The sequence below is a fragment of the Solibacillus sp. R5-41 genome, from assembly GCF_002736105.1.
Taxonomy (GTDB): domain Bacteria; phylum Bacillota; class Bacilli; order Bacillales_A; family Planococcaceae; genus Solibacillus.
Genome location: NZ_CP024123.1, coordinates 3,299,248 through 3,312,750, shown reverse-complemented (window position 1 = coordinate 3,312,750; position 13,503 = coordinate 3,299,248). Strand labels below are relative to the sequence as shown.

General features: G+C 37.0%; 14 protein-coding genes. 11 read left to right on the top strand and 3 right to left on the bottom strand.

The genetic code is table 11. The annotated features are described in order from the left end of the window. The first annotated feature begins 7 nt into the window (after positions 1 to 7). A complete protein-coding gene (gene trmB, locus CSE16_RS16315) occupies positions 8 to 658 on the top strand; it encodes a tRNA (guanosine(46)-N7)-methyltransferase TrmB (RefSeq protein ID WP_099424896.1) in 651 nt (216 codons plus the stop codon). Between the two features lie 22 nt (positions 659 to 680). Beyond that, positions 681 to 1,547: a YtnP family quorum-quenching lactonase gene (locus tag CSE16_RS16310; RefSeq protein ID WP_099424895.1), complete on the top strand. Its 867-nt coding sequence runs from the start codon at positions 681 to 683 to the stop codon at positions 1,545 to 1,547. A gap of 81 nt (positions 1,548 to 1,628) precedes the next feature. Here the strand turns inward: CSE16_RS16310 and CSE16_RS16305 are convergent, their stop codons facing one another. From CSE16_RS16305 to CSE16_RS16295, 3 genes are all read right to left on the bottom strand, one after another. Next, a complete protein-coding gene (locus CSE16_RS16305; RefSeq protein ID WP_099424894.1) occupies positions 1,629 to 2,309 on the bottom strand; it encodes a DUF3169 family protein in 681 nt (226 codons plus the stop codon). After that, a complete protein-coding gene (locus CSE16_RS16300) occupies positions 2,309 to 2,512 on the bottom strand; it encodes a helix-turn-helix transcriptional regulator (protein ID WP_099424893.1) in 204 nt (67 codons plus the stop codon). The genes CSE16_RS16305 and CSE16_RS16300 overlap by 1 nt, the downstream gene beginning before the upstream one ends. A gap of 161 nt (positions 2,513 to 2,673) precedes the next feature. Then, the gene (locus tag CSE16_RS16295; protein WP_099424892.1) at positions 2,674 to 2,988 is read right to left on the bottom strand and encodes a hypothetical protein; all 315 of its coding nucleotides are present in this window, start codon (positions 2,986 to 2,988) and stop codon (positions 2,674 to 2,676) included. Positions 2,989 to 3,133: 145 nt separating this feature from the next. Here CSE16_RS16295 and CSE16_RS16290 point away from each other — a divergent pair, with 145 nt between their 5' ends. The 9 genes from CSE16_RS16290 (at position 3,134) to CSE16_RS16250 (ending at position 13,488) form a co-directional block, all read left to right on the top strand. Continuing rightward, on the top strand, positions 3,134 to 4,210 hold the full coding sequence (locus tag CSE16_RS16290) for a M42 family metallopeptidase (protein ID WP_099424891.1): 1,077 nt from the start codon (positions 3,134 to 3,136) through the stop codon (positions 4,208 to 4,210). Positions 4,211 to 4,317: 107 nt separating this feature from the next. After that, on the top strand, positions 4,318 to 4,851 hold the full coding sequence (locus CSE16_RS16285) for a DUF84 family protein (protein WP_099424890.1): 534 nt from the start codon (positions 4,318 to 4,320) through the stop codon (positions 4,849 to 4,851). A gap of 168 nt (positions 4,852 to 5,019) precedes the next feature. Further along, complete coding sequence (locus CSE16_RS16280) at positions 5,020 to 5,538, top strand: hypothetical protein (RefSeq protein WP_099424889.1); 519 nt, start codon at positions 5,020 to 5,022, stop codon at positions 5,536 to 5,538. Between the two features lie 125 nt (positions 5,539 to 5,663). Continuing rightward, on the top strand, positions 5,664 to 6,476 hold the full coding sequence (locus CSE16_RS16275) for a DUF1444 domain-containing protein (protein ID WP_099424888.1): 813 nt from the start codon (positions 5,664 to 5,666) through the stop codon (positions 6,474 to 6,476). Continuing rightward, positions 6,476 to 7,090 (top strand): YtpR family tRNA-binding protein, encoded by a 615-nt coding sequence (gene ytpR / locus CSE16_RS16270; protein WP_099424887.1) that lies wholly within the window; start codon positions 6,476 to 6,478, stop codon positions 7,088 to 7,090. Before CSE16_RS16275 ends, ytpR begins: the two co-directional genes overlap by 1 nt. Positions 7,091 to 7,476: 386 nt before the next feature. Further along, on the top strand, positions 7,477 to 10,563 hold the full coding sequence (locus CSE16_RS16265) for a DNA translocase FtsK (RefSeq protein WP_099424886.1): 3,087 nt from the start codon (positions 7,477 to 7,479) through the stop codon (positions 10,561 to 10,563). A gap of 152 nt (positions 10,564 to 10,715) precedes the next feature. After that, entirely contained in the window at positions 10,716 to 12,026 is a 1,311-nt protein-coding gene (gene murC / locus CSE16_RS16260; protein WP_099424885.1) for a UDP-N-acetylmuramate--L-alanine ligase, read from the top strand. A 198-nt stretch (positions 12,027 to 12,224) separates the two neighbouring features. Further along, positions 12,225 to 12,740: a DUF948 domain-containing protein gene (locus CSE16_RS16255; protein ID WP_099424884.1), complete on the top strand. Its 516-nt coding sequence runs from the start codon at positions 12,225 to 12,227 to the stop codon at positions 12,738 to 12,740. 262 nt (positions 12,741 to 13,002) lie between these two features. Next, a complete protein-coding gene (locus tag CSE16_RS16250) occupies positions 13,003 to 13,488 on the top strand; it encodes a YtxH domain-containing protein (RefSeq protein ID WP_099424883.1) in 486 nt (161 codons plus the stop codon). Positions 13,489 to 13,503: the final 15 nt, after the last annotated feature.

Sequence of the window (13,503 nt, the reverse complement as noted above, 5' to 3'; positions counted from 1 at the left end):
TTTATTAGTGAGATTAAGACATAAACCATGGGCAGTAGAATTTATCGATGCACATACAGATGTGGTTATTCCAAACCCAGAAGCACATAAAACAAAATGGAGTGAAGTATTCGGAAATGAAAATCCCGTTCATATTGAAGTAGGAACAGGAAAAGGTCAATTTGTTCTAGGAATGGCTTTGCAAAATCCGGATATTAACTATATTGGTATCGAATTATTCGACAGCGTCATTGTGTGCGCATTAGAAAAAATTATTGAGGCAGAAAAGCCAGCCAATTTACGATTATTAAAAGTAAATGGTGCTAAATTAGAAGAGTTTTTTGCGAAAGGCGATGTAAGTCGTGTTTACTTGAATTTCTCGGATCCTTGGCCAAAAATACGCCATGCAAAGCGTCGTTTAACGCATGAGGGCTTCCTGAAATTATATGAAAATGTTTTAATTGATAATGGTGAAATTCACTTTAAAACGGATAACCGTGGTCTTTTTGAATATTCATTAGTTAGTATGAATGAATATGGCATGGCATTAAATTTTGTTTCATTAGATTTACATGTCAATATGCCAGAGGACAATGTGATGACTGAGTATGAAGAGAAATTTTCTGCGCTAGGTCAGCCGATTTATCGATTGGAATGTCAATTTAAATCGAATAAATAATTGTTTTAAGGGGGAGAAATGGATGGATTCTTACGTATTTCACAACATGACATTAACTTGGTTAAACGGTGGTGTTACAGCACTTGATGGCGGGGCGATGTTTGGGGTAGTGCCAAGAGCATTATGGTCACGCAAATACCCAGTGAATGAATTAAATCAAATTGAATTAGCTTGTGAACCTATATTAATTCAATATGAGGGGAAAAATTATTTAATAGATTCGGGTGTAGGCGCAGGAAAGTTGAACGAAAAGCAATTGCGTAACTTCGGCGTTTCAGAGGAATCAACAATCGAAAAAAGCTTGGCAAAACTCGACATAAAGCCAGAGCAAATTGATGCGATTTTAATGACGCACTTACATTTCGATCATGCCGGAGGTTTAACAAAATGGGTAGGCGATACGTTAGTACCCGTGTTTCCAAATGCGGTAATACACACGACTCAAACGGAATGGGATGAAATGCGTAATCCAAATATCCGTTCGAAAAACACGTATTGGAAAGAAAATTGGGAGCCTGTGCAGCATTTAGTGAAGACATTTGAAGGGGAGCTAGAAGTAGCGCCTGGTTTAAAAATGATTCATACAGGTGGACATAGTGATGGACATGCCATTATTCGTATTGAGCAAAATGGTGAGGTGGCATTACACATGGCCGATATTATGCCGACACATGCACATCAAAATCCTTTATGGGTGCTTGCTTATGATGATTATCCGATGACAAGTGTATTTGCAAAGGAAAAGTTATTAAAAGAAGCACTAGAAAATGGCTATCGTTTTATTTTTTACCATGATGCATACTTCCGAATGATTCAGTGGGATGTAACGGGTAAGAATATTGTTGATAGCTTGAAGCGAACGAACGAGGCAATGATTCAATTTAAATAATGCTTAGAAATGTAGAAACGTTAATAAAAGCGTTTCTACATTTTTTAGTTAATAGAAACCTCAAAAAAAAACAAATCCCGATCACTTACTGCGAACTTTAAATATATATTGTGCGTTAATGCTGATTAGTATGAGAGAAATTACTAAAATAGAAAATAGTTGTGATTCACCTGTTAAAACGGAATACACCATAAAAAGAACGAGGGCAAAAATAAGTAAAACATACATTAAATTATAGGCAGAATAAAGACCATTTAATATAATATGACGCTCCCCTTCATCAGCAGCTTCTAAAAGTTTGTTCATATAATTTTTATCATTTTGGTTTGGAAGGTTACGGTCTGGATAAACATAACGCATGGAATTGCCTGTCATAATGGAAACGATCGAACTAAAGAATACTAATATTAAGGAAATAATAATAAGTGGGAAAACCTCTTCTGTAATGACACCAATGCAAAGTATCACAATGCTTAAAATGAGAGCAGTAGAACTTGCTAAAGATACATCGCTATATTTCTTGTATAGCCAATCATCACGTAAATCTTCCTCCTCTCCATAAAGCGTTTGTGATGCTTTCTTTTTAATTGTAGCTAAGCGAATTAAGCTAAAAATACATAGAAAGAACGAAATGATAGCGAAAATGACCATTGTTTCTGTTGAAAAATCATAAATCGGAAGTGTAAAGGAACCTCCTAAAAGAACATACCCTAAAAACCCCCCGATTAGTGCGCCATAGCCTAATTGTTTTAATACTCTCATTACAATTCATCCTCCTCGAAAATAAAAATGTTATCAATTGGTTCGTTAAATATTTTGGAAATCCTAACGGCAATTATTAGCGATGGAACGAGTTCTTCGCGTTCAATTAGGCTTATTGTTTGACGAGAAACTTTTGCACGTTTAGCCAATTCGGTTTGATTTAATTGATCACGTGCACGCAATTCCTTTATTCTTGTTTTCATCGTTTCACCTCTTGAAAATAATGTAAACTAAAGCAAACATTTTGACAATTATTTTTGTCATAATGACTAATAAATTTTAATGAAACCAAAAATAAAATGCCTACTGATCTAGGTCAGATAGGCATTTTTGTATTAATAAATTTTTTTTTAGTAACTTCAAGTTAAACTTTTTTTAATTCAACAACGGCGCCAGAACGGGCATCGGCAGCGAATTCAAAGTTTTCCATTTCGCCATCCATCATGCGAGAAATACCGCCACGATAGACAGGTGTTTCCGTAAAGCCATTGTTAAATTGCTCTGTTTTCATATAAATCCAAGAGCCGTCAATTGGTGCTTGTTTTTTAAATTCGTCTTTAATCGTAGTTAAAATGTTATTTGGAGATAAGTAAGGTGAAACGCGTTCGCTCATTTCCTTAATGATGACAGCTGCTGCTAGTCCCGTAACAACGCCAAGTGCAAAATCTTTCATTTTCATACAAATAACCCCCTCAAATAATGAACTACTATCACTTTAACATACTGTTATTTCGGTGTACAAAAAAATAGAAGGTTCGAATTACGAAATAAACTTTTAATTTATGTTATAATGAGAAAAATTCAAATTTTACGAGGTGTTTACAGTGAATCAAGATACACTTGCGATGTTTAAAACGTTAACAGAATTACCTGGTGCTCCAGGAAATGAACGAGCAGTTCGTCAGTTTATGCGTGAGCAACTAACGCCATACGCAGATGAGATTATTCAAGATCAATTAGGTGGGATTTTCGGTGTTCGAAAAGCGCAGGATGAAAATGCGCCCAAAATTTTAGTTGCGGGTCATATGGATGAAGTCGGGTTCATGGTAACTTCTATTACGGATAATGGGATGCTACGTTTCCAAACGCTAGGTGGCTGGTGGAATCAAGTGATGCTTGCACAGCGCGTAACAGTTTATGCGAAAGATCGTGAAATTCCAGGGGTCATTGCTTCGATTCCTCCGCATTTATTAACAGATGCAGAGCGTGCAAAGCCAATGGACATTAAGAATATGTTAATTGATATTGGTGCTGATTCGAAAGAGGACGCGCACAATATGGGCGTACGTGCGGGACAATCCATTATCCCAATCTGTCCATTTACACCAATGGCAAATCCGAAAAAAATTATGGCGAAAGCTTGGGATAACCGTTATGGTTGTGGTTTAGCGATTGAATTATTAAAAGAATTACATGGCCAAGAAGTGAAGAGTCATATTTATTCAGGTGCGAACGTAATGGAAGAAGTCGGTTTACGTGGCGCGGCTGTATCTGCTAATATGATTCAGCCTGATCTATTCTTTGCGCTTGACGCTTCACCAGCAAATGATACATCTGGCGACAATAATCAATTTGGTCAATTAGGAAAAGGTCCGTTATTACGTATTTTCGACCGTTCTATGGTGACACATCGCGGAATGCGTGAATTTGTATTAGATACAGCTGAATCGAATAAAATTCCATATCAATATTTCGTTTCTCCTGGTGGAACAGATGCTGGTCGTGTACATACACAAAATGACGGTATTCCATCAGCTGTTATTGGAATCTGTTCACGCTATATTCATACTGCAGCTTCTATTATCCATGTAGATGACTACGCTGCAGCAAAAGAATTATTAGTAAAGCTTATCCAATCTGCAGACCGTTCTACAATTGAGTCAATTAAAGCAAACGTATAAAAAAAAAAGCGTATGCATTATAATACAAGAATGTGGTGTACTCACATTCTTGTTTTTTTTAGTTAAACATATGAAAGTATATTGATAAAATTAATGGAGATGAAATGATGAAAATTGCAATTGGTACAAAAAATCAGGCAAAAGTTGGTGCAGTAGAAGCCATCGTTTCACAGTATTTTTCGAATGTTCAATTTGAGCATGTGGATGTCGCTTCTGAAGTATCTATTCAACCATTTTCGAATGAAGAGACGAGACAAGGAGCGATAAATCGCGCGCGAAATGCATTGATTGCAACACATGCAGACATCAGTTTTGGCTTAGAGGGCGGTGTAGAAGAAATAGACGGTTTAATGTATTGCTGTAATTGGGGAGCGGTTGCTTTAAAAGATGGGACAATCCTTTCAAGTTCAGGCGCACAATTTGCCCTGCCTGAAAAAATAGCCATTGAATTACGTAGTGGCAAGGAACTTGGTACGGTCATGGACGTCTTTACTAATGAAAAGAATATACGACACCATGCAGGCGCAATTGGAATTTTCACAAATGGATTAATTGATCGCAAAGAGATGTTTGAACATATTGTGAAGCTTTTAATTGGACAAATTTTATTTTCGTCTAGCAAAGAACTCCCACCAAAATAGTTGGTAAGATGAATGCAATGTTCGTAGGTTTCAAAATTTAGACATCAGTTAGCTGAGTCGAAATTGATAGTTAACAAACTAAAAGGTTTAGTCAAATCACAAAATTTGCAATTAGTTAAAAAGAGAAATTATGATAGAAGAAAAAGAGTGAAGGTGAGGGAATTGAAAATGAAACGCAAATGGGTTCTTGTTTTTTTCGTAAGTATCGTAATGTTACTTATTACTGGATGTAATCAGTCTGTTGAAGAACAAGTTTCAGCTGGCTTAGAAAATGCAAAAACGACTTTTGAAAGCAAGCCGAATGAGCCGAATAAAATGATTGGACATATTGAACTATATATTCCAAAGGGCTATGGCATTGAAAAAGGGATTGATGAATTAAATTATACAATAGTGAATGGTGAGGATTCTTATATTTTATTTGTGAATCCCCATGAACCAGGTGATAGTCAATTACATCATACAATTTTAAAAGAGGAACCAAATATAGAAATTGTGCAAGAAAAAATATATAAGGCTGATGAAGTTTTTGGCTTTTCTACTGTAATCAGACGCGATGAAAATCAATATGAACTCGTTGTTAGTATCGGTGGCGTAAAATTAACTACTCTTTCTAATAATAAAAAAATCGATCAAAAATTACAGGAAATGATGGAAATTGTGCAAACTGTTCGCACCATTGATTAACTCAAGCAAGGAACAGGGCATTATGGGTACTTTTTTGATACAATGAAGTAACGATAGCGATAATGGAACGGTTCACAATGGTGGACCGTTTTCTATTGGTACATAAAAGTAGAGGAGTGATGAAAATGGAATCTCCACAATTAGTCGCGCAAATTAAAAGCCGATTAGGGGAAGCGACGTATTCGTTTACTTTTGATGAGAAGCAAGATAAATTGCGCCTAGATCATAAAGTTTTAGAGAAAGGGATGGATATTTCTTTAGCTGAAGTTTTAGCAAAATATGAAACGAAAAAAGATCAAGCAATAGATGAAGTTATTTATACGATTAAACAAACGTTTTTGGCGATGGAACGTGAACTAAAAGAGGGCTTTGCGGGCTTTGCTGCAGTATATCCAATTATTCGTTCGACTTCATTCCCCTTAAAATCAAATGAAGGACATACATTTATTACGACAGATCATACAGCAGAAACTAGAATTTATTATGCACTTGATTTAGGCACTACGTATCGATTGATTGACGAGTCCATGCTGCCGAAATTGACAATAACACAAGATCAAATACGAGAAGCGGCACGTTTTACTGTAAAAAAATTACCGACTTCTTTCAAACGTGATGAAGTTTCAGGCAATGTGTATTACTTTTTAAATCATAATGATGGTTATGATGCGAGTCGCATTTTAAATGAAAGCTTTTTAAATGAGATGGCACAACAAATAGAAGGGGAAATGACGGTATCTGTTCCTCATCAAGACGTGTTAATTATTGGTGATATTCGCAATGAAGTAGGGTATGATGTATTAGCACAGATGACGATGCATTTCTTTACAGTCGGAGCGGTTCCAATTACATCGCTTTCGTTTGTTTACGAGAACGGTCATCTCGAACCTATCTTTATTTTAGCAAAAAACAAAGTGAAAAAGGAGCAAGAAGATTAATGAAAGTAGCTTATAACAAACAACATGTCGGCGATGTTCTATTAGTTCAAATCGCGATGGAAGAAATTGTACAAACACAAATGGAGCGCATTGGCGATTTAGCCATTTTAAAAGAAGAAGCAACAGGTGAGGTAAAAGCATTTAACTTGTTCAACGCAAGTAAATATATTGCGTTAGATGTCGTGGGCAACGTAGAAGTAACGCCTGAGCTTGTAGAAAAATTAGAAGCTGCGATTCAAGCAAACGGTGCAGAGCTTTCATTAAATGTTGACTTCTCGCCAAAGTTTGTTGTTGGGTATGTCCAATCGAAAGAAAAACATCCAAATGCAGATAAATTAAGTGTGTGCCAAGTTAACGTGGGCGATGAAACAGTACAAATTGTATGTGGAGCGCCAAATGTTGAAGCAGGTCAAAAAGTAGTCGTTGCAAAAGTAGGCGCGGTTATGCCATCTGGTTTATTAATTAAAGAAGGAAATTTACGCGGAGAAGATTCTTTCGGTATGCTTTGTTCGGCTCGCGAATTAGCTATTCCTGGAGCACCAGAAGTTAAAGGGATTTTAGTTCTAGAGGAATCATCAGAAGTGGGTAGTCCGTTCGAAGTTCTAGCACGCTAATTTGAATATAAAGTCAGTATGAGTTTTTATTATTGCTCATACTGACTTTTTTTATGTTGAAAAACATCCGTACAATGCCCATTTCCCCCACTAAATATGATATGATTTTGAGGGATGCGTATTATAACTTGTTTCAGCAGAAGTCCCCTACCTCTATAAGTGGGGATGAATGATAAATATGCATTTTTATTAGGTGGGGGTTTAAACCCCGGCTAAATCAAGTTAATGTTCCGGCGGATGTCACAGATTTTTTAAGGGGAGTTTTTCGAGTGAGCTCGAAAAAAATCTGGACGCAATTACGCCTCGGCGTAATTGATAAATACTATAAAGACCACTACAAAATATAAGCTTGTAGGGCGATGTTTTTTGAGAAAGAAGTGATGAACTTGAGTTGGATAAAAAATCAGTTAAATAAATTCCTCTATAAGGATACAGAAGATGAGTTTGATGACGCTGAATACGAGCGTTTTTCAGAAAATAAGGAAGCACAATATGGGGGACAACGCGTTGTTCATGATACGCCGCAATCGAGTCGTACAACATTTCGTTTCCCTTTAATTGATGATGAAGCTGCCGAAGTAACTGAACAACAGAAGCAACAACAATTTGAACCGAAAAAATATGAGCAACACAATAATCATTATAAAAGTGAAGATAATGAGGAATTTAAATTACCGCAATATTTGCAAAAACCAGCGCCCAACACTGTTTACGATGTTGAAATATCAGGTATTCGGGATTTATTAGAACGCCGTAGAAAAGGTCGAGGTCATTCAAATGTCATTCGCAGTCAAGATAGTACAGAACCTAGAGCGCAGGTGACAAGAGCAGAACGCGAAATTTTAACGACAAATCCAAAGCGTGAAGAGCGAAAAATTAATAAGGAATTTGTTAATCCACTAGCTAATCGTAAACGTTTTGTACCGACAGATGTGCCATCACCAGTATATGGATTTCAAAAACTAACACCGATTGAAACGTTAATGGAACGACAGCAACCAACTCAAAGCGATCAGCTAAACAACGAGAACCATTCAGCTGTAACTGAAAAGGTCGAGAGCAAAGTTGCGCCATTGCCAGCTAATGAAGAAATTTTGGTACATAATGAAAATATGGAAGCACCAAAAATAGTACCCGTTCTAGTAGAACAACAAATTTTAGATGAAGTAGCAGTAACAACAGTAGAGTCGGTACTAGAAAAAGAGCCGATTCCATTAAAAGCGGAAATAACGGATGTATCAAAAGAAATCGTAGATGATACGGCTTTCTCTGAAAATCATCGTGCACCATCGATTCAAGGAGATGCAGTGGAAGAAGAATCGTTAAATGAAGTTCAAGTGAAACATGTAACGATTGAAAATTCAACCATTCATATCGGGCAGTTAAATGTTGAGCAAATTCCACAAACTGAAGAGGTACAAGTAACGGATGAAAATAGACAAGTAGCGCAACAATTACGTGAAAGAACAAGAAGTCGTGTGCCATTTAATGTGGTCATGCTAAAATCTGATAAGCAAAAACTAATGGCACGCCAAATGCTTGAAAAACAATTTTATCAAGCACATGCGACACAAAATGCTGAAATGAAAGAAATCAGTCACGAAAAAAGCATTGAAGATGTATTGATAAAAGATGACGCACATTTGAATGTAGTTGATGAAGAAAAAAGTGAGCCAGTTAATGAACATTTGAGTGCGCCAGTTGAAATGATCGCTGTGCCATTACAAGAAATAGTTGAACATGAACAACTGCAAAAGGATAGCGAACTACTTGACCAAAAAACTGAACCAATTGAAAAATTAGTTCAAAAAGACGTGGAACCTATTAAAGAACTGAGTAAACTGATGCCCGAACAAATTGAGCTAGCTATAACGGGTGAAATAGTTGAAGAAAAGATTGAGGAACCGACGCAGGATATAAGCGAACTAGCAATGGAAGAAATAAGTGAAGAACCAATCGAAGAACCAATCGAAGAACCAATCGACCTTTCATCACAAGAAGTCGAGGTCGTTCTAGATAGATTCGAGCCGATTCAACAAGCAGTAGAAGTGAAAAAAATCCCATATGTGAAGCCACCATTAGATTTTTTAGTTCCACCAGAGGAAATGTTAGAAGATCGAGAATGGATGGATGAGCAAGGGGAACGATTAGTAGAAGCATTGTCGTATTTTCAAATTCAAGCACATATAGAATCGATCGTTCAAGGTCCGGCTGTTACCCAATTTGAAATTACAGTTGGACAAGGGACAAAAGTGAGCAAAGTTCGCAACCTTGCTGATGATATCAAGCTTGCTTTAGCGGCAAAAGATATTCGAATTGATGCGCCAATTCCAGGGAAACGCTCCATTGGAATCGAAATTCCGAACCGTATTTCACGAGCAGTTCGCTTGTCTGAAGTTACCGATTCGGATTCATTCCGCAATTCCGATTCACCACTTGAAGCAGCGCTGGGCTTAGATTTGACAGGGAAGCCTGTAACGATTGATTTACGCAAAATGCCACATGGATTAATCGCAGGCGCAACTGGTTCTGGAAAATCGGTATGTATAAACTCAATTTTAGTGAGCTTATTATATAAAGCGAATCCAAATGATTTAAAATTAATGTTAATCGATCCGAAAATGGTGGAGTTAGCACCGTTTAATCACATTCCACATTTAGTGAGCCCAGTCATTACAGATGTTAAAGCGGCCACAGCTGCATTGAAGTGGGCAGTAGAAGAAATGGAAAGACGTTATCAGCTATTTATGCATAGCGGTGCACGAAAAATTGAAGCATATAATAAAATGTGTGAAGAGAATCGAATGTACGCACAAAAATTACCTTACTTATTAATTGTCATTGATGAGCTAGCAGATTTAATGATGATGTCGCCACAAGATGTAGAAGATAGCATTTGTCGCATTACACAAAAGGCACGTGCAGCTGGAATTCATTTGATTGTTGCTACACAGCGTCCTTCTGTGGATGTTATTACCGGTTTAATAAAGGCCAATATACCATCTCGTATTGCCTTCTCTGTTTCATCACAAATTGATTCTCGTACAATATTAGATGCACAAGGTGCGGAACGATTACTTGGGCGGGGAGATATGTTATATTTAGGAAATGGTATGTCTGCACCAACGCGCATTCAAGGCACATTTGTAACGGACGATGAAATTGAAGAAATTATTGAATATGTCCGTGAACAAGGAGAGCCAGAATATATTTTCAAACAAGAAGAGTTATTAAAACGTTCAGAATCTTTAGAAGAGCAGGATGAGCTGTTTGAAGAAATTTGCCGATTCGTATTTGAACAAGGCTCTGCTTCCACATCTTTATTACAACGTCGCTACCATATTGGCTATAATCGCGCAGCAAGATTAATCGATATGTTAGAAAAACATGGCTATGTTTCAGAGCCAAAAGGTAGTAAACCGAGGGATGTTTTTATTACGGAAGAGGATTTAGCTGTACAATTTGGAGACTAAAGATCTAGTAAATGAACGGAATCAATTTTTAGAATTGTCGTTCATTTATTATTTTGAGCAAATAGTGCTATAATAAATATAGTTTAAACAAAATAATGATTAAAATATTGATGATTCAATGGGATCTTTGCATCCTAGGAGGGTTTTACAAAATGACACGATATCATTTTACAGGTATTAAAGGTTCGGGTATGAGCCCACTTGCGCAAATTTTATTTGATTCTGGTGAAGAAGTGCAAGGTTCTGATGTAGAAACGTATTATTTTACTGAACAACCTTTACGTGACCGTGGTATTAAAATTTTAACTTTTGATGAAAATAATATAGAACCAGGTTTAACAGTAATTGCTGGAAATGCTTTTTCAGATGACCACCCAGAGCTTGTTCGCGCACGTGAATTAGGTTTGGAAATCATTCGCTACCATAAGTTTTTAGGGGAATATAGTAACCGCTATACGTCCATTGCGATTACTGGTGCTCACGGAAAAACGTCAACAACAGGCTTAATGAGTCATGTAATCGGCGGCTATATGCCAACATCTTTTTTAATTGGTGATGGTACAGGGGCAGGTAAAGAAGATGCGTCTTATTTTGTAATGGAGGCATGTGAATACCGCCGACATTTCTTAGCGTATCATCCAGATTATGCTGTGATGACGAATATTGACTTTGACCATCCAGATTATTTTAAAAATATTGACGATGTATACAACGCATTCCAATCATTAGCTTTACAAGTAAATAAAGCGATTATTGCATGTGGTGATGACGAGCAATTACAAAAAATCCAGGCAAATGTCCCTGTTGTCTATTACGGCTTTGGTCAAGAAAATGATTTTGCAGCGCGTAATATTGTGAAAACAACGGAAGGTACAGAATTTGAAGTATATGTCCGCAATGAATTTTATAGTAAGTTCTTCATTCCATTGTTTGGTGATCACACGATTTTAAATTCATTAGCTGTTATTTCACTATGTCATTATGAAGGGATTCCAGCGAGCTTAATTCAGGAGCGCCTTCACACATATGGTGGTGTAAAAAGACGATTTACGGAAAAGACTATTGGCAACAATGTGTTAGTGGATGATTATGCACATCACCCAACAGAAATTGCTGCGACACTTCAATCTGCTCGTCAAAAGTATCCAGATCGTGAAGTTGTGGCGATTTTCCAACCACATACGTTTACACGAACACAAGCATTCCTGCAAAATTTTGCAGATAGCCTAAGCGGAGCCGATGCTACTTATTTATGTGATATTTTTGGTTCAGCTCGTGAAAAACAAGGTGAATTAACTATTACAGATTTAAGCGATTTAATCGACCGTAGTGAAGTGCTACAATTGGAGACAATATCACAATTACAAAAGCATAAACATGCTGTGTTCCTATTCATGGGTGCTGGCGACGTACACAAATATCAAGATGCTTTTGAAGCGCTATTGAACGAAGAAACAGCTTAGTCCATTACGGATAGGCTGTTTTTCTTCAATTGAATAGTATGACAAATTTCTCGATTCCTTTTACATATAATATTGTTTTATCTTTTAAATGAATGGGAATTATGTAATTATGGATAATATGTAATGGATATTTCCAAGCAGGATTGTCACTATTTTTGTCGAATAATTATATAGGAACGAGATGGAGGAGGTCATCAGATGGAGTTAGTACTTTATATTGCCGCTTTAATTGCAGCAATTGGTTTTTTAGTTTTATGTATTAGTATTGGTATGACATTGTTCTCATTGAAGAACACATTAAATTCAATTGCTGGGACGGTAGCCGGGATTGAAGGCCAAATGGAAGGCATCACACGTGAAACAACCTCGTTATTAACGAAAACAAATAATTTGGCTGATGATATTTCAGATAAATCTGAGAAGTTGAATTCCGTTATACATGCTGTACAAGGTGTTGGCGAATCAGTAAATGGTTTAAATTCATCCGTACAACGCATTACCACTTCTATTTCAACAGAAGTTCAAAAGAATGAAGAAAAAATTGCGCAAGTTGTTCAATGGAGTAATGTAGCAATGGGTATTGCCGAACAATGGCGTCAACGTAAACCAATTGATCAAGATGAAGTGGTTTTTACTAGCACGAAAACAAATGAAACACCAGCAGGAATGGAAACGAAATCAAAGTTTGGCTTCTTAAAACGCAATAAAGCATAATTCTGTTATCTTCGTTCAGCAGAAAATTCCTACCTCAATAGGTAGAGATGAATGGAGTGTTCGTTTTGTTTATTGGGTGTTCAAACATACAATGAACAAAGATAAAGCCCCCGGCGGATGTCACAGATTTTGAAGGGAGGGATGCAGGTCAGTTAGCCGTTGTCGTATGGATGCGACGAACTTAGGCTAACATCCTGTGCAAATACAATTCAAAATCTGGACCAATTACGCCGAGGCGTAATCGATAAGGGGAGAGCTGAATATGTCTGAAAAGCAATTTACTGTAAATGCACCTCAAGATTATACGCATATTAACGAATCGATTTATGGAGAGGAGACAATACAGTTGAAAGATTTCATTCTCGGTGCATTTGTAGGCGGAATTGTAGGTGCAGCTGCCGCATTACTTCTAGCACCAAAGGCAGGTAGTGAATTAAGAAGTGACGTTGCAATCCAAGCAGTTTCTTTAAAAGAAAAGAGTGTAGAATTTTCAGGAACGGCAAAAGAAAAAACAACTCAAATTTCGAACCAATTAAAAGAGCAATCAACTAACTTAGTAGAAAAAGTAAAAGCAAAAACAGCAAAACAGCCACCCGCTTTTGATGATGGAACGGTTTCTTTTGAAGGCGAGGAGCCGCTAGACTCAATTAAAGATGTGGTAGATGCGACTGTAACAGAGGCGACGGAAGGCATTTCAGAAGTGGCCAATTCGACTCGCCATACTTCTGTGGAGGAGTCATATAAGTAAGAACTATGCAATCCA

Coding starts and splice junctions, on each gene's coding strand:
- ytpR (WP_099424887.1), top strand. CDS start 6,476: ATGAAAGTAGCTTATAACAAACAACATGTCGGCGATGTTCTATTAGTT.
- CSE16_RS16295 (WP_099424892.1), bottom strand. CDS start 2,988: ATGAAAATGAAAGATTTTGCACTTGGCGTTGTTACGGGACTAGCAGCA.
- murC (WP_099424885.1), top strand. CDS start 10,716: ATGACACGATATCATTTTACAGGTATTAAAGGTTCGGGTATGAGCCCA.
- CSE16_RS16255 (WP_099424884.1), top strand. CDS start 12,225: ATGGAGTTAGTACTTTATATTGCCGCTTTAATTGCAGCAATTGGTTTT.
- CSE16_RS16310 (WP_099424895.1), top strand. CDS start 681: ATGGATTCTTACGTATTTCACAACATGACATTAACTTGGTTAAACGGT.
- CSE16_RS16250 (WP_099424883.1), top strand. CDS start 13,003: ATGTCTGAAAAGCAATTTACTGTAAATGCACCTCAAGATTATACGCAT.
- CSE16_RS16300 (WP_099424893.1), bottom strand. CDS start 2,512: ATGAAAACAAGAATAAAGGAATTGCGTGCACGTGATCAATTAAATCAA.
- CSE16_RS16285 (WP_099424890.1), top strand. CDS start 4,318: ATGAAAATTGCAATTGGTACAAAAAATCAGGCAAAAGTTGGTGCAGTA.
- CSE16_RS16280 (WP_099424889.1), top strand. CDS start 5,020: ATGAAACGCAAATGGGTTCTTGTTTTTTTCGTAAGTATCGTAATGTTA.
- CSE16_RS16305 (WP_099424894.1), bottom strand. CDS start 2,309: ATGAGAGTATTAAAACAATTAGGCTATGGCGCACTAATCGGGGGGTTT.
- CSE16_RS16275 (WP_099424888.1), top strand. CDS start 5,664: ATGGAATCTCCACAATTAGTCGCGCAAATTAAAAGCCGATTAGGGGAA.